We start from the raw sequence: 23,843 nt of genomic DNA on the forward strand, positions 1-23,843 counted from the left end.
GAAACAATCGCTTAGTTACGGCAAGTTGATGTGCTTTCGCCAGTCACTTGGGTTTTGACGTAAGCAAGGCGTCAATCACAAAATACATCCGGTACCGGCGCCGCGTCAGGTCACGAGGTCACTGTCGCTGCCTCCCGCCTCCGCTCGTCCCAGACGAACATCAGCCGGTAGACCGACGGAACAAACAACAGGGTCAGCGGCGATGCGACAATCAAACCTCCGATCATCAAGGTCGCCATCGGTTCGAACAAGGCCCCGCCATTCAGCGCCATCGGAACCAGCCCAAGCGTTGTGGTAAGCGATGTCAGCATCACGGGCGTGACCCGCTTCTTCGCAGCTGCGACAATCGCGTCATCCAAAGGCAGTGTTTCGCGTTCAATGTCGATCTGGTCAATCAGTACGATTGCGTTGTTTATGATAATGCCCATCAAAGAGATCAGGCCTAGGATGGCAAAGAAGGACAAAGGTTGTGACGCCAGAAACAGCGCAAGCGGGGCACCGATCAGGATCATCGGGACCGTCAGAAACGTCAGCGCCACCCGGCGGACCGAGTTGAACTGGAACATCAGCGCTGCCAGCATCACGAGAAGGGCGGCAGGCATACCCGCAAGCAAAAGCGCGTTGATCTCGGCGCTGCGCTCGGTTTCACCGCCCAGACTGAGACGATACCCCGGCGGGAGGGTCAGCGCAGCAAGATCTTGTGCCACCCGTTGTTCAACTTCTGCAGCAGACAGATAAGCGCTTTTGCCTGAAACGGTAATTTTACGAACCTGGTTTTCCCGGCGCAACTGCGAGAACTCGAATGTTGGTGTGAAGTCCGCAATCTGAGCCAACGAAATCAGGCGGCCATCCCCTGGAATCGAAAGGTTCTCGAGGTCCTCGATACTGTCACGAAATGGTTCTTGCGCCCGAACGACAATCGGAATGGAATCTGCACCATCCCGGTAGACAGAGTAAGGAACGCCGGAGAAATACACTTCCATGACTTCGGAAACATCTTTTGACGTTACCCCGAACTCGCGCGCCTTGTCCTGTGCGATTTCAACAGTGAACTTGACCGTCTTGTTGCCCCAGTCATTCTGATTGAGGATCACCCCCGGCACGGTGTCAAATGCGTCTTGAACCTTTCGGGCAAGACCCACGAGAACATCGGCGTTTGGACCGGATATTTCAACATCCACAATGCCGGATTCCTCGCCACCCATGGCCAGACGGGTGATGCGGTAGCTGGCGGCCGGGCGCTGGGTCACAAGATAGTTGCGCGCCCGTTCCGCAGCGGCTACGGCACTTTCGAAATCGGTCGTATTGACCACAAAAAACGCGTTGGCCGGGTCTGAATCCGCTGGGTCCAGGGTCAGGAAAAAGCGGGGACCACCGCTGGCAACAAACAGGGTTGTGCTGACGACTTCGGGGTTTTGTTCGGCGTCGCGTAGCCAGGCATCAACTGCCAAGGCCTCTTCTCGCGTCGCGGTGACCGCGGTGCCACGCGGCATTTCCAGGTAGACCAGGAATTCCGCCCGTTCCGCCAGCGGGAACATCTCACCCTTGAGCGAGCCGAACACTGTCGTTCCCGCAAGGATGATGCCGTAAATGACGCCTGCGACCAACAATCCCTTTTTCAGAAGAATGCGGGTCAGATTGCCATAGGAACGGATCATCCAGGTTTCTGTCCCGGCTTGCGCCTTTTTTGATGGGCGCAGAAGATAGGTGGACAGGAAGGGCAAAATGTAGTGCGCGGTGATCCAAGACCCGAGCAGCATGAAGCCGACCACCGCGCCCAAAGAGAACGCGTAATCCCCTTCGGCACCTTCCAGGATCAGCATCGGGATAAAGGCCGAGGCCGTGGTGATGGAGGCCACAGCAAGTGGTATGAAGAACTGGCGGCCCGCATTTTCAGCGGCTGTACTGGGTGCTTCGCCCGCATTCAGCCGACTTTGGATTTCCTCCACTACGACCAGACCGTTATCAACCAGCAAACCCAGCGAAATGATAACGGCCGCAATCGAAACCTGTTCGATTGGAATTCCGGCTCTGGACATCAGGATCAACGAGAACATCACCGAAAACGGAACAATGCACGACACCACAAAGGCGGGACGTAGGCCAAGGAACGCCAGCATGACCACAAAGACGGTCAGAAATGTCTGCCCGACATTCGTCAACGCGCCGTTGATGGCCTGGGTCACGTTGGCCTCCTGAAAGGTCGAAATCGAATACTGAATTCCGATGGGCTGTGTGGCTTCAAACTCTGGCAAGCGCTGCTTCAGGTCCGCTCCAATCGTCTGGATATCCCGGCTGCTGTCCATCTCGACCGAGAGCAAAAGCGCCGGTTCGCCGTTGAAAAAAATTGGGGTTTTCTGCGGGTCGACATATCCACGCCGAACGTTCAGCAGATCCTGTAGTCGGACCAGCCCGTTCAGGCCGGGCACCTTGGTCAGTACCTCGCGAATTTCCTGAACGCTTTTGAGGTCACCGTTGGCTTCGAGCATGATGTTGACGCCGTTGGCGTCCAGATTGCCCGCAGGAACGATGACGTTCTGGGCGCTGAGGTCCGAGAGCAAACGATCCAGTTGCACGCCGACGGATGCAAGTTTCCGGGTGTCGATTTCCAGCCAGATGCGTTCTTCCTGACGGCCCTCGATTCCAACCTTGGTAATCCCGCTTAGGGAATAGATCTGCTTTTGCAGGTCCTCTGCCGCATCCCAGATTTCTTCATAGCTGAACCCCTCACCAGTGACGGCGATCGTGGCAATCGCTACAGCATCGAAATCCGTGTTGACGAACGGGCCCAGTGTGCCTTCTGGAAGAAGACCGATGGAGTCGTTCATCTTGTTGCGGATGTCCTGATAGACCCGCTCCAACTCGGCATTTGGCACGGAATCGTAGATTTCGAATTTCAGTTCGGCCTGGCCTCGGGTGATCAGGGTGACGATTGTTTCAACTTCGTCGATTTCGCGACCGGCGCGTTCCAGTGGTTCGGCAATCAGTTCCTCGACACGTTCCGGAGACATGCCCGGATACTGGGCCACCGCGATTGCCGTGCGCAACGAGATTTCGGGGTCTTCGCGCTTGGGCAATTGGTAGTACGACAACGCTCCAAGCAGAAGTAGTCCAACCATTACAAGAACGGTCAGACGGGACTTTTGAATGCCAAATCGAGTCAGGAACCCCATGGGAAAACCCTCGCCTTAAAATTAATCTTCGCTTTTCAGAAGGTTGACGGACTGTCCGTCGCGAAGGAATGAGACCCCGGCCGAAGCAACCCGGTCGCCCGGTTGCAGACCCGATATGACGATAAGAGAGTTTTCTCGAATGCCCGCAACTTCGATTTCCCGCTGTTGGACCGTACTGCTGTCCTTGTCGTAAACAAAAGCCACAAGGGTATCAGTCTTGTCGCTCAGATCGCGATCAAGCTGGGTCAGGTCCGTACTGACCGCCGACAGAGGAACGAGGTACCCGACAGCTTCGGGCAAGGGGAACTCCAGCGTTGTTTCAACGGCCATGCCTGCCTTGAGCAGTGGATTGTTTTCCGTCACCGACACTACAACCGGATAGGCTGAAACAATGTCTGCCCGGCTGCCAACCTCTGTCACGATGGCGTCGAGTTTGATCCGCGGTCGGTCGACCAGTTGCACTTTTGCGGGCGTGCCGATTTCGATTTGGCTGGCTGCCTCGAAATTGATCGAGAACGACACCTCGAAGCTGTCATTGGCATAGAGAGAGGCGATAGGTGTGCCCGCGCTGACCGTTGCAAATGAATCTGCGTCGACCGAGTTAATAATCCCTGTAAATGGAGCATGAAGCGCGGTCTTCGTGAGATCTTCCTGTGCGGCCTCCACAACTTTTTTTGCTTGATCCAAGCCTGCTTTTGAAGCCAGAAAGTCGGTTTCGGCGTTGTCGACAGAAACCTGTGTTGCCGCGCCGCGGTCCAGCAAGCTGCGCTGTCTGTTCAGTGTTCTTTCCGCATTTGTAAACCGTGCCAGCGCCTGTTCGACGGCTGCTTGTGCGTTTTCAAGCTGGATACGCAGCAAGGTCGGGTCCAGCTCGACCAGTGTGTCGCCCGAACTCACAGTTTGACCGATCGCCAAACCCATCTCTTTCAACGTGCCCCCAATCTCGAAGGACAGGGTTGTGATTGTCGCTGGCTCAAGCACACCAGGATAGTGACGTTCAGTTGTCGACTGCGTCTCGGTAACCAAAAAGGTTTTCACACCGCGAACGATGGCACTTTTGTCCTGTTCCTCTTCTTTGCAGGCAGACAGAACGGCAAGGGTGAGAATCGGTACAAGTTTGAAGTAGCGCACCATTTTGGAGTTATCCCTTGTTGGAGCTTGGTAAGAGAAGTCAAGCGATTTCAGTCACTTGAAGCAATTGGGACGTTTATGATTCAGCTGGAGCCGCCTGATCCTTGCAGGGTTTGGAAGATCGGCAAGCTGCCCACTATGCTAACGGAGACGGGAAAACATGGCATTATCAATTGTTAAAACCTCTGGTTCCGCTGGCGACCCACTTTTACATCAGACGCCGTCCTTTCTGGGGATCGCAAACCGCACACATATGTCCATCCAAGCATGACGGAATGCATGTACGTCAGCGTCCTTGTCTTGCGCCTGCTTTGGGTGGCCGGTTGTTTTAGCCAGTTGAATCAAAGCACAAGTGTCGTGCACTGTCGGACCGGGCACATTGATCAAAATCAAGTATACGGTCTGAATTGGGTACTCCGCTTGACAAGGCGCACTAAACGCCATCTGCACACGTGGTCGACGGTGTTACGGGCTTGGGTGGCGAACAGCTGTTCAGACAAGCAGCGGCCCAGCCTTGCGATGCTGGTGCGGTTTCGTCTTCCTGTATTCAGATGATTGAGACGCCCGGGGGGCAGTTTTATCCGTGGCGAAACTCAAAAAGGTCAACAACTGGCAAATAGATGAGAACAATCACTGCGCATCCTCTTGATCCCAACTCTTAGACAGATGGCAGGCAACACATCATCCCAGTCGCCATAGGGCAGCCGGGATCATTCACGTCGGAATTCAAAGCAGCAGAGCCGGTGTTACGCAGCCGCCGACAGAAGACTCTGTTCGGCGGCTACCTTTTGCGATTGGTGTCAGGCCGCCTGCTCGATCTTTCGCCGGATTTCCTTCTGGAACTCTTCGGTAAGCGGGAAGTTCCACATGATCAGAATGACCAGGGCAAACATGAACCCAGGAAACAGGACCATAGTTGCCCGCAGGGCAAACAGGGTCTGCTCGGAGTTGATTGCATCAGGTGAAGGATCGAAGCCAATCCAAGACAGGACCGGGTAGCTTAGACCTACAGCCAACGCCGCCGCAATTTTGCTCGAAGACTGGAGCAGCGCCATATAGAACCCTGTTTGCTGGCGACCGGTTTCGGACGTGCTGAGATCGGAGACATCCGCCATGATCGCACGCGGGATATAGGTGCCGACCGCTTGGTTGGCGCCAAGCAGCAGGAAGGCCAGGGACGCAAGCAGCAGGCTGTGCGCTGGCATCACCAGGTAAAGACAGCTGGCGATAATCTGGTAAACCATCGCAACACACAAAGTGCGGTGCTTACCGATCTTGCGACTGATCGAAACGAATATCGGCAGCATGATCAGCGCGGACAGAAGAAACGGGACCAAAGCAAGAGACGTCCATTTGCCCAGTTTCAGGACGTGCTCGGTGTAGAACAGGATCATGCCGCCGACGGCCCCTGTTGCAATTCCAAGCAAAACGTTTGTCGTCAGAAGTCTGCGCAGGGGTTTGCTTGACCGCAGTGCTTTGAAGATGCCGATGGGTTTCTCGGTATGCGCTTTTTCCGGCTTTGGCTCAGGAGCGGCAAAGCAGGCAGTGAAGACAGTCACCGGCAGAAGAACCAGCAGGCAGATCGCGATCAACGTCATTCGCATCTGTTCGTCTGCGTCGAACAGATAGTCCGAAGTCGCGGCCAACCCGAAGACCCCAAGGGTTCCAAGAAGCGCGGCGGCTTGTTTGTACGCCGAGATACGTGACCGTTCATGATATTCGGAAGACAGTTCCGCCGCCCATGAGATGTGAGACACCGTTCCGATCGTCCAGCCGATATAGAGCAGAATCATCCACAATGCGAAATAGTCGCCTGTTGCTGAGGCCGGTGGGATAAACACCATGTAGGTACACAAACCCAACAGCGGGACCGAGGCGATCATCCACGGCCTGCGACGGCCCCAGCGGGTATACCACCGGTCCGAGACAACACCAAACACCGGGTCTGTCACAACGTCCCATAGCTTGGTCAGGCCAAAAATCATCCCGACAGTGCCCAACCCAAGGCCAACACTGCCGGCATAGAATGGCGGTATGAATACGACGAGCGCCGTAAGGAATGCAGCAAACGGCGCCTCTGGCGAAACGAATGCAGCCAAACGCGAAGCGTTCAGTTTTGGATGGGACACAATTTCCTCCGAGTTGTGTGGCAAAGCCGGTTCTTTTGTCGGCTTGTGCAATTGGTAAGTTTTTGAACATCTGACACCGCCGGGACCTCAACGTGAACCGTTGGGACCGGCGTGGTCTTTGCCCGCTGGGGTCGGCCCGAAAGAACGACCCCGGGCGGCGTTCTGCAAATACGCTCCTCCTGCGTGTTTGAGTGTTCAGCTTTAAGCGCTGTCCCAATGCAAAACGATTTTCCCCTTTGCGCGACCGGTATCAAGGTGATCGTAGGCGGCAATGATGTCCGTCATCGCCAGATCCCGATCGATTACCGGCTTGATTTTCCCGTCAGCGACTTTGGCCATGACATGCGCGATGGCTGCTTCACTGGGTTGCGCGATAGACCAGGCATATTTGCGCCCGGACAGGCCATAGCGTGCCTTCTTGCGCAAAACCCGGCCAAGCGAACGCAGCCCGCCGATGACGAGCCCACTGCCGTCCGTATACGGCATAAGCTGGTGTACGATGGAAACATAGCCGCCGCCTTTCTTGACCAGCGCGGCTGTGTCTTTTTCATAGGACCCGCCCAGAGTGTCATAGGCATAGTCCACGTCCTTGACGATTTTGCGATAGTCCTGCGTCCGGTAGTCCACAACAACATCCGCCCCCAGGTCTTTGACCCAATCCACGTTGGACGTACCGCAGGTGGTCGAAACCTTCATGCCAAGAGACTTACCCCACTGGATGGCGTAGCTGCCAACGCCACCCGAACCCGCATGGACAAACAGATGTTTGCCGACAACATTTGAGGGGTCCATTTTCAGACGGCCGACCAATGCGCTCCAGCTTGTCATTGCGACATAAGGAATCGACGCCAGTTCGACAGGCGACACATTGGACGGGGCCGCCGCCAGGCAGGTTTCGGTGATCGCGGAATACTGCGCGTGACCACCGGATTCCTTGATGTCGTTGATCCCCGCAACGCGGTCGCCAACCTTGAACTTGGTCGCGTCCGGACCCAACGCAACGACCTCGCCCACGATGTCGCGGCCTGCGACAAAGGGGAATTCCTGCTTGGCGGCCAGACGGCGCAACCGCGACCCGTATCCCTGAACCATTCTCAGGTCGATCGGGTTCAGAGACGAGGCCAGAATTCGAACAAGTACCTGATTGCCTTTGGGTTCAGGCATCGGCATTTCTTCGAGTTTCAGAACGTCTTTCGGTGCACCATACGAGCGGGCAACCCAGGCGTGCATGGTACTCATGCTAGAAAGTCTCCTGTGTGGATATTCACGAGTGGTTTTGTTTTGATTGCGTTCGGAACAATCCGCATCACGGTGTCTCGAATGGCACACAGGAATGGGTTGGACAGGCCGAACATGTTTGCGCCCCGGTACGATTCCGTGTGAACAACCTTGATGCGCGGCAGGCGACGTTTTTCGAACCGAGCGAACGCCTCGGCGTAGGAAGGCGCAGTTTTCAAACTGTCAGCCAGCACAAGCGCGCTTTCCATGGCCATTGCAGCCCCTTGCCCGGTATATTGAAACGCCGGATGCGCGGCATCGCCAATCAGGGCAATACGGCCTTTTGACCATCCGGTCTGCAGCGGGCGGTCTTTTGGGTAGTAGACCAGAATGTCATTGGCATCGACTGCATTGGTCAGTTGGTCGATGCGTGGATCGATGCCTGCGAATTGCTTTTTCACATAATCCAGCAAAACCTGCTGATCCAGATTGCCTTCAACATCGGACCTGATGACGTTGTAGAAGATATTGAAGTCGTTGTCGGTATTCTGACCAAAGCCGACACTTCCCCGTGTGGTCACAAACTCGGTGAACACATGAGTGTTCGGGATGTTGACCTGCGGTTTACCATCGCGACTTGGGATCAACGCCTGCAGGCTCAGCTTGCCGTCATCGCGGGCTTCGGTCGGACCCATAACCTGTGTCCGCAGGTCAGAGTAATACCCATTGGCGCCAATCAGAAGGTCGGCTTTTTCCTCGCGTCCATCCGTGTATCTTACCAGTAGATGGTCCGTGCGTTCGGCTACGGACGCAACCTCGACATCGTATTCGATCCATCCTTCGGGCACGGCCGAGCGCAGAACCTGCAACATGTGGGCACGGGTCGTGGTGATCGCTGCATACCCACCGCGTTTTTCGATCTTATCGCCGTCCATAAAGACCAGTTGCTTGCCCTTGGCGTTCAGAATCTGAACGCCGGCCCATCGCCAGCTCTGGGCCAGCAGCTGCCGTTTCAGACCCAACACGTCATAGGCGCGGACAACATTGGCCCCCAGATTGATCGGGGCGGCAACGTCCAGTTCCCCGGCCGAGGCCGCCTTGTCCACAAGTTTGATATTGCAAAAGCCCTTTTCACGCAGGGCGCAAGCCAGGGACAGACCCGCGGCTGCGGCTCCGACAATGATAATGCGGGAATCGGCTTCGATTCGGGTGCTCATTGGTGGCGCTCCATAAGTGTTAGTGCTCTTTGATATGTTTCAGAAGCAGGTCCAGGGTCTCTCCGGGCGCCTGTATCAGCGGCATATGCCCCACACCGTCCAGTCGAACAAAGTCTGGTGTCCCTTGCATCCATTTGATCAGGGTATCGGCGGCCTCGATCGGGATGACGGTGTCCAACTGGCCCCAAACCATCATGACCGGGATTTCATTCGCATCCAAACGGGAGAACTCGGCACTCATATCATGGGCGCGAAAGTTCCTGATCGTTGTCAGAATCGCCCGGCGATACCCCTTGTACTGCTCAGCGGCATCGAATTGTGCCCCGAGGCGCTCGATCTTTGCTGCGTGCAGGTCGGGGTCGGGAAAGTACTTGCCCAAATCCCCGTCAATGAACCCATTGCCGATGTTCCACCAAACATAGTCACCCAATCCGGGCATGTTGAGCACTGCGGCGGTGGCCGGCAATTCTGGGACATAACCCGCGCTTGCATGGATGGACAGGGAACGAACTTTCTGTGGGTTTTCCACGGCCCAGGCGACTGAGATACCGCCGCCAAGGGACTGGCCGACGACATGAATCTTCTGGTGGAGTGTCAGGTGATCCAGAAGGCTGTCGATTTGTTGTACAAATGTCTGCCGATCATAGGCCACATCTGCGGGGCGCGCAGAACCACCTCTGCCATACAGATCGAACCGGAGCGTTCTGTAACCCTCATCGTTCAGGAACCCGGCTGTGTCGTCAAAAAACTCGAGAGACGTTGTCAGACCACCGACCAGCAACACCGTCTCGCCGTTTTCCGGACCTTCCAGCAGATATCGTACGTAGCCGTTGTCCAGCAGCACATAGGAGCCCGGAAACTCGGCTACGTTTGGGGCATCCAACCGTTTGGTTTCTGGGTCGCGCAGCCAAGGCACCGCCACCAGAGCAACGACCAGTATCGCCAATACGATGATCGGGAATCTAAGCCTGCTACGCATTTTCTTGTTCTTGGGCTTCTAGGAAACGGATCGCAGCCGATGATGTCTGTTCGGGTCCTTCCAACGTTGGAATATGGCCAAAGTCACTGAAATCAACCAGTTCGACATTCGGAAGGTCACGTGTGAACTGCTGCGGACCGCACATTTCGCACCATTGCAACTGAACCGGTTGCGTGATGTTCGGAATCTGCTCGTGCAGGCTTTTGTTGTCTGTACGCAGAAAGCGCAGAAATGCCTTGCGGTTGCCGGATCGCCGCTGGCTCACCACCAAACGTTCAAGGAACTCTGCCGAGATCGGCGCGCCGGATCCCCACAACTCTGACAAGTTGTTCCGCAACATCTTTTCGGACGCGATGTACTTTAGAATCCACCCCATGCGCCCGCGGGCCAGTTTGAATACTTTTGGCAGCTTCTTGTCCGGGTAGCCCGTCGGATTGATCAGAACCAGACTTTTGACAAGTGAAGCCTCCTGCAATGCCAGACGCCAAGCCAGTTGACCGCCCAGCGATAGCCCAACCACATGGACAGGACCTTTGCATGTTGCTTTCACAAACGTGGCGACAAACTTCGTCAAGGCATCCATCGAATAGTCGTTGTCCGCCGCGGGACCAGTCAGGCCTGCCCCTGGAAGGTCGGGCACGACGACGGTGAAATGTTCGGACAAAATCGGGAGCCAATAATCCCATACACCGCCCCACATGCCCGAATTGTGCAGCAGAACAACCGTGGGCCCCGTTCCTGCTGTCCGATAGTGAACGCGGGCGTCAGGAAGGTTCAACCAACGAGAATCCGGGCCTGACAACTCATGCTCTGCGGCGGCTCGCGATAAATCAGGACGAAACATGAGCAAGCCCGTCATCAACTAGCGATATTGACGTGGATATGTTGAAGGAGTCAGCACATCCTGACCGTTCCGCATGCGGGAAACGTCCATGCTGTTTCATGCTCATCAGTTTGCAGATTGTGTGCGAGTCCATTCTATCCGATCCAATCTTCAGACCGACGAACTATCTCAAGTTTCCACCTGACTCGCGTTATCAATTGTTAAGGAACGCCGATCTTTCTTCTGATCCTGCTGAGCGATACGGGAGTGATCCCCAAATAGGATGCCAGATAGTGCAGAGGGACGGCTTCGAGAAGCTCGGGAGAATGTTCCAGAATGTGGCGATACCGGTTCTCCGGGTTTTCCATTATTCGATTCAGGAACAGATTCTGATAGTCTGCGACGCGATTGATGAGTGCGTGAAACATGTACTCTCTGAACTCGTCAGAACGATCCATCAGCTTTTCAAAGGCATCGCGATCGATGGATCTGACCACTGTCGACGTGATGGCCTCGATGCCGAAATTGCTTGGGCGTCCATAGAAAAAGCTCTCAAGCGAAGACACAATGTCATTCTTCAAAAAGAACTGAAGCGTGACGTCCGTTCCGTCATTATTGTGCCAAATACGCAGACACCCTTCCTCGACAAAGTAGGCATGTTTGCTTACTTCCCCCTGCAACAGAAGTGTTTCTCTTTTGTCGACTTCAACGCGATTCAAAGAGCTCAGGTATTCTGCTCTGAAGTCTGGCGCAATTCGCATTCTTTGCTGTCTTCCTTCGATGCGTAAGTGATTGCTCGGCAGCTTACGACAAGGGAAGAAAGTTTCAAAGAGGTGTACAGGCGACCTGCCTCGGCAACGCGACATGCGGTGCACACGAAATGAATTAGATCCTTGCATCAGGCCCCGCGGTACTGGCGGGGCCTTCAGCCTGTTGAAAAAGGTGATTTAGTTCAGAGCGTAGGTGATCTGGAAACCGACACCCCAGCTGTAGTTTCCGCTAAATTCGCCCGTATCGGCAACATTTGCGTCACCCAGCTTGGTGTAGCGTACACCGCCGGAAACCTGCGCGTCGCCAAGATCATAGGTACCACCGACGCCGATCGCCCAGGCACCATCTGTCGGGCCCAAGGGGGACGCAATCCCACCTTCCTTGGGTTCGTACACAAACGTGACCGCACCGGCAAAATCCTCGGTTATCTTGCGACCTACACCGACGGTGTATTCCCAGGACGACTGGTCATAGTCAGCCAAGACACCGCCCGGAAAGTTCGGCGGGGACCATTCAAATTGCGGCCAGTCAACCCAGCGGATTGTGCCGAAGACAAGAGTCTTTGGATTGACGCCGGTTTGAAAGTCAAGGTTGACCGATTGCGGTGTCGTCACCTTGGATTCCGTATCTACGTTGAACGGGGTAAAGGTGTTTGGATCAGTACCAGTTTCGTTCTGGGTGAAGGTGTGATCGATCTTCGAGTTGTAGGTCAGGGCGACGCGCGCCGCAATTTCGGGCTTTTCCCACGCGACACCAACCGTGTAACCAAAATCGACCGGGTCATCAGATTCGACTCTATATCCCAGTGCGTTCGGTACAGACACTCTGCCTTCCAGACGTTGCGCGCGCGCGCCGCCATAGACGCTAAAGCCATTGTCGAACTTGTAGCGCAGCAGAGCCGTCAAAGCGTCCGAACTCGCCTTGGCGTATTGAGTGTTGATAGCGGTCGGATCCAGCGGGTTCGTCGAGGCTGGTATGCCGGGTCGATAGGTTGTGTTGGCTCCGAACGGGCGATCGTAGATAAGTGCGAAATCGATCTGATCCGTCAGCGCCTTTTTGTACGCCAGCGTGGGCATGGAGAAATTGTTTGAGACTTTGTTCGTCGGAACCCCGTTGTCGTCTCCGCTGACTTGCGGCATTGCGTAAGCAATCGAAAACTGGACCGCGTCCCCGTCTTCGAACAGGATGTTAACGCCTTGACCACTTCGGTCAATCCCGCCGCCCGCCAGCAAAACTGACGGCGTCAACGCCGAAGTTGCAAGTGCAAGTAACGCCTTTTTCATGTTGATGTTCGTCCCTATTGGTTCGTCTTTTGATTTCCTGAGCGCAACACCCAAGCACGGGTCGGATTGCGTGATCCTGTTGTTGGGATTGTGGTTCACTCGCATCCGCCGGATCACATGCCCGGTCGGTTTCAAAGTGAAGGATCACATTGCTGTAGTTCTGACTCCGTCGTTTCGGTTTGATCCCGTCCGTCAGAATCGCCTTGGCTGGCACTTTCAATCTGAACGTCCGGGCTCTGTTTCGCGCTCACGAAAACCTGCGGGACAACGAGGATTGGCGCGTTAACGTATGTTAAGTAAGCTCATTTTTTTGGCTAAATGTGTATATTTGCGGCAAGTTTTTTTGAAAGAAAAAGGCTCAAGCCGCGTGTTTTGCGGCTTGAGCCTTGAAAATCGGTTGGGCCGGTCAGGAGTCTTGAATGTGTTTCAGGACCAACTGAGCTATGAGGTCGGGCTCCTGGGTCAAGGGCATGTGCCCGATGCCCTCCAACAGCTCCAGCTTCGGTGTCCCCTTGACCCAGCTTTTTAGCATCTGGGCACCGCCAACCGGGATCACGATGTCCGCTTTTCCCCAAATGATCTGCATGTGAATCTGGTCTGCGTCAATGCGGCTGAAATCTGCCTGCATGTCATGCGCTTTGAAGTTGCGGATGGTCTGAAGAATTGACCGCCGATACCCCTTGAACTTTTCGGCCTGTTCGAATTGCGATTTGAGGGCCTGGATCTCCGGGTCATATCGGGAAGGATCGGGAAAATACTTGGCCAGATTGCCGTCGACAAACCCATTGCCGATCCACCACCAGACATAGTCGCCCAGCATCGGTGTATCGATGACCTTGGCAAGCGGCGGCAATGACGGCAGGTATCCTGCGCTTGCATGGATCGACAGCGATTTCACCCGGTCGGGATAGTCCGCAGAAAAGGTCGACGAGATACCGCCACCCAGCGACTGACCGACAATATGAACCTTGCCATCAATCTTCAACGCATCCAGCAACTCTTTGATCTGCAGCACAAAGGTCTGACGATCATAGGCCACGTCGCGGGGGCGGGCGGTCCCGCCGCGGCCATAGAGATCATACTGAAGCGTCCGGTAACCCGCTTTGTTCAAGACATCGGCAAGATCATCAAAAAATTCCAGCGAGGTGGTCAGCCCGCCAACAAGGACAACGGTCTCTGCCGTTTCGGGACCGCGAAGGATGTATCTTGTGTGACCGTGAGACAATCTGACGTAGGAGCCCGGAAACTCTTTTTCATCTGGGCTGTTCAGCCTTTTGGTTTCCGGGTCCCGCCACCAAGGCAGAACCACCAAGACCAGCGCCAGCAGAGCAACGCAAATTGTGAGTATCATTTTCTACCTACCTTCTGTTGTTGTGCTGCGGTCATGGCCTCGTTCAGAATCAGGTACACAGGGTTCGCTTTGGGTTTTGAACTTTCCTGTCAGCAACCAGAACCCGAAAACGGCTGTTTCGAACAGCATCGGTCATCTCTTGCGATGTATTGGATCAAGTGGACCCAAAGGAGGTTTCCCGTTGTGTCGAAGAAACCCCCAAATGGTCGATGTGGCACGAAACAAGGAGCTTATCTGGTAAATTCACCTGCTTCGAGCATCACGATTTCGACCTCCCCGGCGCCGTTTTCGCGACGATTTTTTGCCGCAGCCTTGTATTCCGGCGAACGGAAACAGGCCGTACCATCCTCGAATGTCGGAAATTCGATGACGACGAAACGCGCAAATTTCTCGGGACCTTCCATTATCTCGAAACGTCCACCGCGGGCCAGGACCTTACCGCCGAAACTGGCGACAATCTCGGGAACCCGGTCAGTATATCGCTTGTAGGCGACGGGTTCGTTGATCTTTGCGCGGGCCAGCCAATATGCAGGCATCGTTTGGCTCCTTCTAGGTTGTCATATGGGCAAAGCCCATGCGATTGGGCTCACTCCGCCGCCGGAGCCGGTTCCGGCATCCGGATCTCGTCGGGAATCGGCAAGAGGTCGTTTGGTCCGTCTTTGAATTCGACGGTGGTGAACAGCAGCTCGGTGTCGCCGATGTTCTGTACCGAATGCAGCATGTATTCACCTGCACCGTAGTAATAGTGCCGTGTCTCGCCCGGGTAATGCTCGACATCCTTGATGCGGCCGTTCGAGAAAAAGCCCCGTGCCTTGCCTGCGTTGTGGGCCGACCAGAAATAAGGGTTCACGTGGCGGTGAAAGGGGCAGCGCTTGCCTGGGGGCAGGCGCAGATGCCAAACGCGCACCCGGTCGTTTTCCGAAACAAGGGTCGAGCCAACGACGCCGTTGAACTCATCTGCCTTCATCTCTTCGTACAGACCTTCGGGCCAGTCCGCAAATGCGGCCGGATCGGTTGCGGTTTCAATATGGTGGGGACCGTGTGTCATGTGTTTGTCCTTGTTAGCTGGCCAAAGAACCGGGCGCGAGCGCATCCAGCTCGGCGCGCAGGGCTGCCTTTTGTTCGTCGTTCAGCGGGCTCAGCGGGGGCGCCATGCGCAACCAGCTGTCATCACCGCTGCGCCAGGCCTCAACCTGTTTCATCGCCGACATCATGTTGAACTTGGCGGCTGCACTACGTGCGGCTTTGACCGGTTCAAGCGCTGCCTGACGGGCGTCACCTGTTGCCTGAAAGGCTTTCTGAACCAGCGCACCAAAGGCGTTGGTCGAGCCCGAGATGATCCCGGCCGAACCGATGGACAGACCGTCATCAAGGAAGGCTTCAGACGATGGGTAAACGTCGAAATCCGCATCCACACCGCCGGTGGCCTCGATAAAGGCGCGCGATTGTTCGAAATCACCCGAGCTGTCTTTCAGACCTGCAACCAGCGGGCCAAAGGCCTGCTTCAGACGCACGACCATCGACACCGGCAGCGGAGCCGCCGACATCTGCGGGAAGTGGTACAGATACATCCGCAGACGGTCATCGGCCACGCTCTCGGCAATCTGCGAGAAATAGGCGTAAAGACCCTCTTCCGAGGGGTTCTTGTAGTAATAGGGCGGCAGGACCAGAACGTTGGGAAAGCCTGCCTCAACGGCGGATTTGGTCAGTGCGATGGCATCCGATACAGACGGTGCGCCTGCGCCGAAAATGACCCGATCGCCTGCGATACCGGCCTCGGCAAAGGCTCCGGGCAGCGCCAGCTTGTCGGGCATCGCAATCGACGTGCCCTCACCCGTGGTGCCCAGCGGTGCAACACCGTCACAGCCGCCTGCGTCGCTCATCAGATGGCGGCTATAGGAAATCAGCTTTGCTGTATCCAGGCTGCCATCGGCGTGGAACGGCGAGATTGTCGCCGCGTAAATCCCTCGTCTTGCTTTCATTCTGCTGCCACCTTTCCTTCGCGGCTCTGTCGCATCGACACGACCACCTTGATCGCATCATCAACCCGCTCGCGTGCGTGACGCAATGCTTCGGGCAAGTCTTCCATCGGGAAGGTATGCGTGTGGATCAGGCTTGCATCAAACTGGTTTTCCGCCATCAGGGCCATGGCCCGGTGGGTCGCTGATCGACCTTCGCCGCGAATGCCATAGAGATAGATATTGTTCACAGCCAGATGGCCGATGTCGAACTTGACCGCCTCTTTCGGGAAAGCGGCCAGACAAACACGTCCGCCCCGGTTGGTCATTTGAACAGCCTGGTTGACCGTTGTCTCGGTTCCTGCGCAGTCGACCACATAGTCAGCCCCCTTGCCGGTGATTTCCTTCACCCGGGCAATCGCATCCTCTTCGCGTGCGTTGATCGTAATGTCCGCGCCCAGTTGTTCACCGATCTTGTTGCGGTTTTCACGGGTGCCTACCAGAACCACAGGCGATGCGCCCAGCGATTTGGCGACGGCAACAGCCAGCAGGCCGATGGGGCCGGGGCCGATGACGACCACGCTTTCACCGGCAACGAGACCGCCCAACTCGGTCAGCCCATACATTGACGTACCCGCGGTGACGACCAGAGTGGCCTCTTCATCGCTCATGTCGTCGGGGACTTTGATCATCGTGTTGATGTTGTTGATCGCGTATTCCTTGAACCCGCCATCGGTGGTGAACCCATTGGCCCGGTGGCCCTTGTCCATGTCACCGTAGTTCAGACCGTAATTGTGGCACGACGTATACATGCCCATCCGGCAGCGTTTGCACTGGCCGCAGCCTGCGTGGATTTCGACCGTGACCCGGTCGCCGATTTCGAATTCGTCAACACCGGGGCCAAGTGCGGCGATGGTGCCCATGTATTCATGGCCGGGGGTAAAGTTTTTGTTGAACGGTGCGCCGCCCTCGATCATCGCGGGGGTGCCGTATTTGATGATCTCCAGATCTGTCGCACAAATCGCGACGGCATCGATACGGACAAGCGCCTCGGCCTTACCCGGCGCTGGGACCGGCTTTGTCGTCAGCGAAAGCTCCTCTGGGTCGTCAAGAACCCAGGCTTTCATCTCGGCGGGCACCTGCATGTCTTTCGACAGAGTGACATCTTGCCAGCCGTTGGATGAATTGGAAACAAAATCTGTCATGATCCCTCACATATTGGTTGACCAATTATGATCATTGTGTAACCATTTATCCGTGGATTCGAAATATTGCAATCAAAAAAGTCCACGTATAAGAGGGTATCAACAGACTCGGAGAGCAACCAATTCTTATGAATGGCGAAGTTTTACAGAAATTGAGAAATTGGTTGGACATGTCAAACCTGTCTGAGGGGGAGCGGATTCCCGCAGAAAGGCTGTTGGCTGAAGAGCTTTCCGTGTCACGCGCAGACCTCAGAAAAGCGCTTTTGGTGCTTGAAACCGAAGGCCGACTAGACCGGCACGTCGGGCGTGGCACCTTCATCAAGGATCCAAGCAATCCTGGTTTGGCTGATCCTGCCATGCTGACCCTTTTGGCGCAGCAGACCGGCCCGCATGACGCCATGACTGCGCGTCTTGCGCTGGAGCCCGAACTGGCCAGTCTTGCGGCGCTGCACGCGACGCAACGTCAGATTCTGGAACTGCGCAAGCTTGCAACCGACATGCGCAAGGCACCCGACTGGGAAACCTATGAAGAACTGGATTCGCAGTTTCACGATCTGATTGCAGAAGCGTCCGGCAACCTTCTGTTACACGAAGTGTCAAAGGTCGTGAACGGGGTCCGTCGCAAAGTTGTTTGGGGCAATCTGTACCTGCCTGCGGGGCAACCTTCAGATGATTACCACTCATTTAGCGAGCATGACGAAATAGTCGCTGCGCTGGAACGGCGCGACCGCGCTGGCGCGCGCGATGCAATGAGGCGCCACATCAAAGCGACACTCGGCACGATGATGGCGGATGACTGACACAAAAGGAGACACCTGTGATCGACCTCTACACCTGGACCACGCCCAATGGTCGCAAAGTATCCATCATGCTGGAAGAGCTGGGCGTGCCCTATACTGTTCACAGCATCGACATCAGCAAGGGCGAACAGCACGCGCCCGACTTTCTGAAAGTCGCCCCCAACAACCGGATCCCGGCGATCATCGACCATGAGACCGGCGTCACGCTGATGGAGACGGGTGCGATCATGCTGTATCTGGGCCAGAAATACGGCCAGTTCATTTGCGAAGGTGACGAATACTGGCGGATGATCGAATGGCTGATGTGGCAGATGGGCGGTCTGGGCCCGATGCTGGGTCAGGTGCATCACTTTGTGAAATACAACAAAGGCACGTCGGCCTATTCCGAAGACCGCTATTCGACCGAGGCAAACCGCCTGTACCGTGTTCTAAACGCTCGTCTCGAAGGCCGCGACTATATCGCGGGCGAGGGGAAAGGGATGTATTCCGTTGCCGACATGGCCTGCTGGCCTTGGGTCTCGCGCTTTGACTGGCAAGAGGTTGATCTGAACCAGTATCCCAATGTGAAAGCCTGGTATGCGCGTATCGCGGCGCGTCCGGCCGTGCAAAAGGGCTATCAGGTCCCCAAATTCACCAACGACATTCCAATGCCGTAACGTGACCTTTTTGGTCCGTAGATATGGCGCTGCCTGTCCTCCCAGACGCCCCAAGGCAGCGCCATATCCTTTTTTGCACCGAGTTCCCGAAAGCTCTTTGACAGTCGATACATCGGGTTCATCGGTCGCCCTAGGCGCATAGAAAAACGCCCACACCCTGCGTTAGGGAGTGGGCGTTGGCTTTGGTCGGATTTGTTTGGGGTCAGAGGTCTGCGGCCAGCGTGGTCCCGCGATGGATTGCTCGCTTGGCGTCCAGCTCGGCTGCGATTTCCGCGCCACCTATCAGATGCACGGTCTTGCCCATATCCAGCAGTGGTTGCTGCAGCGCGCGCAGTGGGTCCTGTCCGGCACAGATGATGATGTTGTCGACCGGCAGAACCTTGTCCTCATCACCAACCGTGATGTGCAGGCCTTCGTCGTCGATCTTGCGATAGCTGACAGATGGGACCATGGCGACATTCTTGGCCTTCAGGCCCGCGCGGTGAATCCAGCCCGTGGTTTTGCCCAGACCGGCGCCAACCTTGGTTTCTTTCCGCTGCAGCAGCCAAACTTGACGCGGCGATGCCTCGGGTTCCGGTTTGCGCAGACCGCCGGGGGTTTCCATATTCATGTCCACACCCCATTCGCGGAAGAACTTGTCGGGGTCCTGGCTGGAGCTGACACCTTCATGGGTGATCGCTTCGGCCACGTCAAAACCGATGCCGCCCGCGCCAACGATGGCTACGCGTTCACCGATGGCTTTGACATCTGCCAGCGCTTCCAGATAGCCCAGCACTTTGGGGTGGTCGATCCCGTCGATCTGCGGCAGGCGCGGCGCGATACCGGTGGCCAGAATGACCTCGTCAAAATCGCCCAGATCGGCGGCTTCGACGCGGGTGTTCAGGCGCAGGTCAACCTTCAGACGCGCAATCTCGTTGCGGAAATAGCGCAGGGTTTCATAGAACTCTTCCTTGCCCGGGATGGTCTTGGCGACGTTGAACTGACCGCCGATTTCCGAGCCCGCATCAAACAGCGTGACCTTGTGACCACGCTCTGCCGCCGTTTTGGCAAAGGCCAGACCAGCCGGACCGGCACCAACCACGGCAATGCTGCGCGGGTTATCGGTGGGTTTGATCACGATCTCGGTCTCGTGGCAGGCGCGCGGGTTCACCAGACAACTGGTGGTTTTCAGCTGGAAAGTGTGGTCCAGACAGGCCTGGTTACAGCCGATGCAGGTGTTGATGAATTCCGAGCGGCCCTCGGCAGCTTTGTTGACGAAATCCGCATCCGCCAGGAACGGGCGGGCCATCGAAACCATGTCGCAGGCGCCGTCTTCCAGTAGGCCTTCAATGATCTCGGGGGTGTTGATCCGGTTGGTGGCGATCAGCGGGATGCCGACTTTGCCCATCATCCGCTTGGTGACCCAGCCGAACGCGGCGCGCGGCACTTTGGTGGCGATGGTGGGGATGCGGGCCTCGTGCCAGCCGATACCGGTGTTGATGATCGTGGCACCTGCGGCCTCGATCCCCTGTGCCAGTTCGACAACCTCTTCAAAGGTCGAACCGCCATCCACCAGGTCCAGCATCGACAGGCGGTAGATGATGATGAAGTTCTCGCCAACCGCCTCGCGGGTGCGGCGCACGATCTCGGTCGGGAAGCGCATGCGGTTGGCATAGCTGCCGCCCCATTCGTCCGAACGGTGGTTGGTGCGGGCGGCGATAAATTCGTTGATCAGGTAGCCCTCGGAACCCATGATCTCGACCCCGTCATAACCGGCTTTCTGGGCCAGCTTGGCACATCTGACGAAATCGGCGATGGTCTCTTCAACCTCATCGCCGGTCAGCTCATGCGGAATATAGGGGTTGATCGGGGCCTGAACCGCCGACGGCGCGACCAGATCTTCCTGATAGGAGTAGCGACCGAAATGCAGGATCTGCATGGCGATCTTGCCACCGGCCTTGTGCACGGCGTCGGTGACGATGCGATGTTCTTCGGCCTCGTGTTCGGTGGTCAGCGTTGCACCACCGCCAAACGGTCTGCCGCGATCATTGGGGGCGATCCCACCGGTAACCATCAGGCCGGCCCCGCCACGGGCGCGCTCGGCAAAAAACTCAGCCATGCGTTCAAAGCCGTTGGGAAGTTCTTCCAGCCCGACATGCATCGAACCCATAAGGACCCGGTTCTTGAGCGTGGTAAAGCCAAGATCAAGCGGAGTGTTCATAAGAGGGAAGTGAGACATTGCGGACATTCCTTCGTAGGCCTAGGCGGCATTGCGTACGGCACGTTATTATGCAACAAGTTGCAAAACACGAAGCCTAACGTAACGTCGCGACCGGAGATTTTGGCGTGTCTTTATCCTATGCCTTGCTGACGGCCCTGATGGAAAAAAGCGGAACAGGGTCCGAGCTATCCTCGCGGTTTGAAAAATCAATCGGGTATTTCTGGTCGGCGTCGCATCAGCAAATCTATCGTGAACTGTCCGGATTGCATCATGCAGGATTGGTAGATGCGGAAGAACATCCAAATTCGCAGGGACGGCGGCGCGTCTTCAGCATCACGCATTCTGGAAAGACTGCCCTGGAGGAATGGCTTGTCCAAACGGAAGACCCGGCACCAATCCGAGACGCGTTTCTGGTGCGTCTTCGGGCCCTGTCCTCGCTGACTCAGCCTGATGTGGAAAAGATGCTGACCGCCAGATTGGCCGTTCATCGGACCAGGCTGGCGGGCTTCAAGGGCATCCGCAAAAGGGATTTCGGATCTGGCGCACTGTCACGAAAAGATCGCGTGCAGGCCCTCATCCTTGACGCCGGAATTCGCAATGAACTCAGCTATATTCAACTGATAGAAGAAGTTCTGGATACGCTCTAATTCAGACAGCAACCTTTAGTGCTGCGCGTCGTCTGCGGCTGACCGGTATGCTGGTTCCGTCGCTCAGGATGCAAGTATAGGCGCTTCCCGCGCGGTGGATGTCCTGAATATGCCTGAAACTGACCCAATGCGATCTGTGACACTGGGCGCCGCTGAAATCCTGCAATCGGTCAACACAATCGGAAAACGACATCTTTAACGTCGCTTGGCCGGATGAAGTGACCACATTTATATAGTGGTCCTGCGCTTCGACCCGAACAATATCTTCGCCAAGGCGGGTTGGCAAAGTCGGGATCGCTTCTCTCAGTTTTGGTTGTTGGACTATTTCCTCTGACGTCTCACTGCCAGCCGCACCATTGGCCTGCAGAAGTTTGCCGAACCAAACGGCAAACACACAAAGCGCCGAGGATAGGAACATCGAAGGCAGCGCCAGATTGGCGGCCTCGTCAATCAGGCTGATCAAGATGCCATTGGAAAACGCAGCGGAAAGTCGATCTGTTCCTGACATGAGGCCAATCAACAAAGAAATCGGAGCCAGCAACAAAGGTTGGAAAAGCACCGCACAGATCAAGGGCCAGGGCATGCTAAGACCAACAAGAACCCCAACGACGGCGACGGCGACCAATATGGCACTGCCTGCAAACAGTTTCGCCGACCATAACAGGAATGCAGCCCACATCGGCAAATCGGAATAAGGTCCGGTCTCGAACACTGTCAAAAGAAGACCGACGCCGCACGCAAACCAGCTTGCAAAGCGGATGAGCTTCCAGATCGTCAGACCCTCAAACGACACGATTGTAATCAACGCGTTTTGAACGGTCTGAGGGAAAGTGCCGTTGTGGTGAACGGATTTTGTCATGGAATCGCTGGATCTGGATCAGGGGTCTCAGCGTGAGTATTTAGGCGTTGCGAAACAGGAAAACAACGCACGCAATCGCCAATGGTCGAACATATACCGCTTGCGAATGCTACAGACCACTCGCGTATATTTGGCGCGTGTTGACGAACTTGCGCGTGCACTGAGTGTTTGATGCAACTATCTGACGGCCAGAACAAACCAACTCAACGCGGCGATAGCTGACCACTCACTCTTGCAGGTCTTTGTGCCAAAACAAGGTTACTCCAGATGAAAGTTTGTCTTCGAAAACCCGGGCTGAGTTTTTACATGTCCCGGTCGGATCAATCTGGAGCTGACCGTTTCCCACCTACATCGCCAAACCTACCGCGTTAGAATTCTCTACCCCCCTCGGCCGATTGAATGTGCCCGTACCGCGTTTGGTGCGGGCACAGAAGATCGGTCAACATAAATCCCCCAAGACTGAATCCCAAACAGAGGAAAGTTATCGTGATCGACTTTCGAGCAGTGTTCCTATCCCCGCTGGCGGTTGCCGCCATGGCCTCTTCCGGAGCCGCACAGGGCGGCGGGCAGCCGGATGGCTGGCAGATCGGTGTGATCGCCGGTGTCGCAAACAACCCCTATATCGGGGAGGGCACGCAGGTCCAACCCTATCCGCTGGTGACATATAAGACAGGTCCGCTGTCCATCGGTACATTGGGCCTTGAATATGAGGCTTACCAGGGCAACGGCTACACACTGTCGGTAGGCCTGCTGCCTCGTTTCTCGGGCTTGTTCAACACCGATGCAGACGAACTTGACGGGATTGATCGTGAGATTACCGGAGACCTCGCCCTAATCCTTGGCTATGACCTGGGTGCGGGCTTCAATACCGGCCTGCGGTTCCGTCAGGAAGTGACCGGTGAGCATGATGGTCAGGAAGTGATTTTTGATTTCGGCTATGGCACCAAGGTTGGCAAATCGATGCTGCAACTGCGCGCCGGTGCGGGTTGGCAGAGTGAAGATCTGAGCGGTTATGTCTGGGGTGTTTCCGCGGATGAGGCACGGGCAGGTCGCCCTGAATATGCGCCCGGCGATGTAATCATCCCGTTTGTCGAAGCGCGCATGGTCCGGCCAATCAACGAAAGATGGTCACTGATGGGTGGCCTTCGGGCCGACTTCCTGCCCAGCGACGTTTCGAACAGCCCGATTGTGGATGAAGACAACATCTACAGTGCCACATTCGGTGTGATGTTCAATTTCTGATCCCTCGGACCGGACCTGTCTTGTGCGGGCCCGGTCTATACCCAACCCTGCCTTGTGCCGAGAGCAGGTATTCCCGATCTCAAACCTTCTAAGCTGCCGACCGGCTACTAGGGTTGGGTCCTCCGGATCCGGGTATGTTCTGCACTGTGAACAGAAAAAAATCGGCGCGCCTGCAATGTGGGGAGGAGCATCAGGCGCGCC

General features: G+C 56.0%; 20 protein-coding genes. 4 read left to right on the forward strand and 16 right to left on the reverse strand.

Annotation, left to right across the window (positions count from 1 at the left end; translation table 11 throughout):
- Window positions 1–110: 110 nt before the first annotated feature.
- The 14 genes from ACR0L4_RS08585 to ACR0L4_RS08650 form a co-directional block, all read right to left on the reverse strand.
- Window positions 111–3,173 carry an efflux RND transporter permease subunit gene (locus tag ACR0L4_RS08585; RefSeq protein ID WP_480512150.1) on the reverse strand — a complete coding sequence of 1,021 codons (3,063 nt, stop codon included), beginning with the start codon at window positions 3,171–3,173 and terminating at the stop codon, window positions 111–113.
- Window positions 3,174–3,194: 21 nt separating this feature from the next.
- The gene (locus ACR0L4_RS08590; protein WP_480512152.1) at window positions 3,195–4,307 is read right to left on the reverse strand and encodes an efflux RND transporter periplasmic adaptor subunit; all 1,113 of its coding nucleotides are present in this window, start codon (window positions 4,305–4,307) and stop codon (window positions 3,195–3,197) included.
- Between the two features lie 797 nt (window positions 4,308–5,104).
- Complete coding sequence (locus tag ACR0L4_RS08595) at window positions 5,105–6,433, reverse strand: MFS transporter (RefSeq protein ID WP_480512155.1); 1,329 nt, start codon at window positions 6,431–6,433, stop codon at window positions 5,105–5,107.
- Between the two features lie 201 nt (window positions 6,434–6,634).
- The gene (locus ACR0L4_RS08600; protein ID WP_480512157.1) at window positions 6,635–7,672 is read right to left on the reverse strand and encodes a zinc-binding dehydrogenase; all 1,038 of its coding nucleotides are present in this window, start codon (window positions 7,670–7,672) and stop codon (window positions 6,635–6,637) included.
- On the reverse strand, window positions 7,669–8,868 hold the full coding sequence (locus ACR0L4_RS08605) for an FAD-dependent monooxygenase (protein WP_480512159.1): 1,200 nt from the start codon (window positions 8,866–8,868) through the stop codon (window positions 7,669–7,671). The genes ACR0L4_RS08600 and ACR0L4_RS08605 overlap by 4 nt, the downstream gene beginning before the upstream one ends.
- Window positions 8,869–8,887: 19 nt before the next feature.
- A complete protein-coding gene (locus ACR0L4_RS08610; protein ID WP_480512161.1) occupies window positions 8,888–9,847 on the reverse strand; it encodes an alpha/beta fold hydrolase in 960 nt (319 codons plus the stop codon).
- The gene (locus ACR0L4_RS08615; RefSeq protein WP_480512163.1) at window positions 9,840–10,691 is read right to left on the reverse strand and encodes an alpha/beta fold hydrolase; all 852 of its coding nucleotides are present in this window, start codon (window positions 10,689–10,691) and stop codon (window positions 9,840–9,842) included. Before ACR0L4_RS08615 ends, ACR0L4_RS08610 begins: the two co-directional genes overlap by 8 nt.
- Before the next feature lie 200 nt (window positions 10,692–10,891).
- A complete protein-coding gene (locus tag ACR0L4_RS08620; protein WP_170749367.1) occupies window positions 10,892–11,431 on the reverse strand; it encodes a Crp/Fnr family transcriptional regulator in 540 nt (179 codons plus the stop codon).
- A gap of 186 nt (window positions 11,432–11,617) precedes the next feature.
- Complete coding sequence (locus ACR0L4_RS08625) at window positions 11,618–12,724, reverse strand: outer membrane protein transport protein (protein WP_170749366.1); 1,107 nt, start codon at window positions 12,722–12,724, stop codon at window positions 11,618–11,620.
- Between the two features lie 406 nt (window positions 12,725–13,130).
- Window positions 13,131–14,075, reverse strand: a complete 945-nt coding sequence (locus ACR0L4_RS08630) for an alpha/beta fold hydrolase (RefSeq protein WP_480512166.1) — start codon at window positions 14,073–14,075, stop codon at window positions 13,131–13,133.
- A gap of 230 nt (window positions 14,076–14,305) precedes the next feature.
- Window positions 14,306–14,611 carry a DUF1330 domain-containing protein gene (locus ACR0L4_RS08635; protein WP_170749364.1) on the reverse strand — a complete coding sequence of 102 codons (306 nt, stop codon included), beginning with the start codon at window positions 14,609–14,611 and terminating at the stop codon, window positions 14,306–14,308.
- 50 nt (window positions 14,612–14,661) lie between these two features.
- Window positions 14,662–15,123: a cupin domain-containing protein gene (locus ACR0L4_RS08640; RefSeq protein ID WP_480512168.1), complete on the reverse strand. Its 462-nt coding sequence runs from the start codon at window positions 15,121–15,123 to the stop codon at window positions 14,662–14,664.
- A gap of 13 nt (window positions 15,124–15,136) precedes the next feature.
- The gene (locus ACR0L4_RS08645) at window positions 15,137–16,057 is read right to left on the reverse strand and encodes a dihydrodipicolinate synthase family protein (RefSeq protein ID WP_480512170.1); all 921 of its coding nucleotides are present in this window, start codon (window positions 16,055–16,057) and stop codon (window positions 15,137–15,139) included.
- Window positions 16,054–17,238, reverse strand: a complete 1,185-nt coding sequence (locus ACR0L4_RS08650) for a zinc-dependent alcohol dehydrogenase (RefSeq protein ID WP_480512172.1) — start codon at window positions 17,236–17,238, stop codon at window positions 16,054–16,056. Before ACR0L4_RS08650 ends, ACR0L4_RS08645 begins: the two co-directional genes overlap by 4 nt.
- A 128-nt stretch (window positions 17,239–17,366) precedes the next feature.
- Between ACR0L4_RS08650 and ACR0L4_RS08655 the strand changes: the two genes are divergently transcribed.
- Both ACR0L4_RS08655 and ACR0L4_RS08660 read left to right on the forward strand, forming a co-directional pair.
- Complete coding sequence (locus ACR0L4_RS08655; protein ID WP_480512174.1) at window positions 17,367–18,038, forward strand: FadR/GntR family transcriptional regulator; 672 nt, start codon at window positions 17,367–17,369, stop codon at window positions 18,036–18,038.
- Between the two features lie 17 nt (window positions 18,039–18,055).
- A complete protein-coding gene (locus ACR0L4_RS08660) occupies window positions 18,056–18,694 on the forward strand; it encodes a glutathione S-transferase family protein (RefSeq protein ID WP_480512176.1) in 639 nt (212 codons plus the stop codon).
- Between the two features lie 202 nt (window positions 18,695–18,896).
- Here the strand turns inward: ACR0L4_RS08660 and ACR0L4_RS08665 are convergent, their stop codons facing one another.
- Window positions 18,897–20,912 carry an oxidoreductase gene (locus ACR0L4_RS08665; RefSeq protein ID WP_480512178.1) on the reverse strand — a complete coding sequence of 672 codons (2,016 nt, stop codon included), beginning with the start codon at window positions 20,910–20,912 and terminating at the stop codon, window positions 18,897–18,899.
- A gap of 107 nt (window positions 20,913–21,019) precedes the next feature.
- On the opposite strand from ACR0L4_RS08665, the gene ACR0L4_RS08670 reads away from it, so the two are divergent.
- Window positions 21,020–21,541, forward strand: a complete 522-nt coding sequence (locus ACR0L4_RS08670; protein ID WP_480512180.1) for a PadR family transcriptional regulator — start codon at window positions 21,020–21,022, stop codon at window positions 21,539–21,541.
- A gap of 1 nt (window position 21,542) precedes the next feature.
- Here the strand turns inward: ACR0L4_RS08670 and ACR0L4_RS08675 are convergent, their stop codons facing one another.
- The gene (locus ACR0L4_RS08675; RefSeq protein ID WP_480512182.1) at window positions 21,543–22,400 is read right to left on the reverse strand and encodes a LytTR family DNA-binding domain-containing protein; all 858 of its coding nucleotides are present in this window, start codon (window positions 22,398–22,400) and stop codon (window positions 21,543–21,545) included.
- A gap of 486 nt (window positions 22,401–22,886) precedes the next feature.
- Between ACR0L4_RS08675 and ACR0L4_RS08680 the strand changes: the two genes are divergently transcribed.
- Window positions 22,887–23,642: a MipA/OmpV family protein gene (locus ACR0L4_RS08680; protein WP_170749356.1), complete on the forward strand. Its 756-nt coding sequence runs from the start codon at window positions 22,887–22,889 to the stop codon at window positions 23,640–23,642.
- Window positions 23,643–23,843: the final 201 nt, after the last annotated feature.

This window comes from Ruegeria sp. AB5 (assembly GCF_056542645.1).

Coding starts and splice junctions, on each gene's coding strand:
- ACR0L4_RS08630 (WP_480512166.1), bottom strand. CDS start 14,075: ATGATACTCACAATTTGCGTTGCTCTGCTGGCGCTGGTCTTGGTGGTT.
- ACR0L4_RS08640 (WP_480512168.1), bottom strand. CDS start 15,123: ATGACACACGGTCCCCACCATATTGAAACCGCAACCGATCCGGCCGCA.
- ACR0L4_RS08650 (WP_480512172.1), bottom strand. CDS start 17,238: ATGACAGATTTTGTTTCCAATTCATCCAACGGCTGGCAAGATGTCACT.
- ACR0L4_RS08615 (WP_480512163.1), bottom strand. CDS start 10,691: ATGTTTCGTCCTGATTTATCGCGAGCCGCCGCAGAGCATGAGTTGTCA.
- ACR0L4_RS08590 (WP_480512152.1), bottom strand. CDS start 4,307: ATGGTGCGCTACTTCAAACTTGTACCGATTCTCACCCTTGCCGTTCTG.
- ACR0L4_RS08605 (WP_480512159.1), bottom strand. CDS start 8,868: ATGAGCACCCGAATCGAAGCCGATTCCCGCATTATCATTGTCGGAGCC.
- ACR0L4_RS08655 (WP_480512174.1), top strand. CDS start 17,367: ATGAATGGCGAAGTTTTACAGAAATTGAGAAATTGGTTGGACATGTCA.
- ACR0L4_RS08665 (WP_480512178.1), bottom strand. CDS start 20,912: ATGTCTCACTTCCCTCTTATGAACACTCCGCTTGATCTTGGCTTTACC.
- ACR0L4_RS08610 (WP_480512161.1), bottom strand. CDS start 9,847: ATGCGTAGCAGGCTTAGATTCCCGATCATCGTATTGGCGATACTGGTC.
- ACR0L4_RS08675 (WP_480512182.1), bottom strand. CDS start 22,400: ATGACAAAATCCGTTCACCACAACGGCACTTTCCCTCAGACCGTTCAA.
- ACR0L4_RS08625 (WP_170749366.1), bottom strand. CDS start 12,724: ATGAAAAAGGCGTTACTTGCACTTGCAACTTCGGCGTTGACGCCGTCA.
- ACR0L4_RS08635 (WP_170749364.1), bottom strand. CDS start 14,611: ATGCCTGCATATTGGCTGGCCCGCGCAAAGATCAACGAACCCGTCGCC.
- ACR0L4_RS08585 (WP_480512150.1), bottom strand. CDS start 3,173: ATGGGGTTCCTGACTCGATTTGGCATTCAAAAGTCCCGTCTGACCGTT.
- ACR0L4_RS08620 (WP_170749367.1), bottom strand. CDS start 11,431: ATGCGAATTGCGCCAGACTTCAGAGCAGAATACCTGAGCTCTTTGAAT.
- ACR0L4_RS08600 (WP_480512157.1), bottom strand. CDS start 7,672: ATGAGTACCATGCACGCCTGGGTTGCCCGCTCGTATGGTGCACCGAAA.
- ACR0L4_RS08645 (WP_480512170.1), bottom strand. CDS start 16,057: ATGAAAGCAAGACGAGGGATTTACGCGGCGACAATCTCGCCGTTCCAC.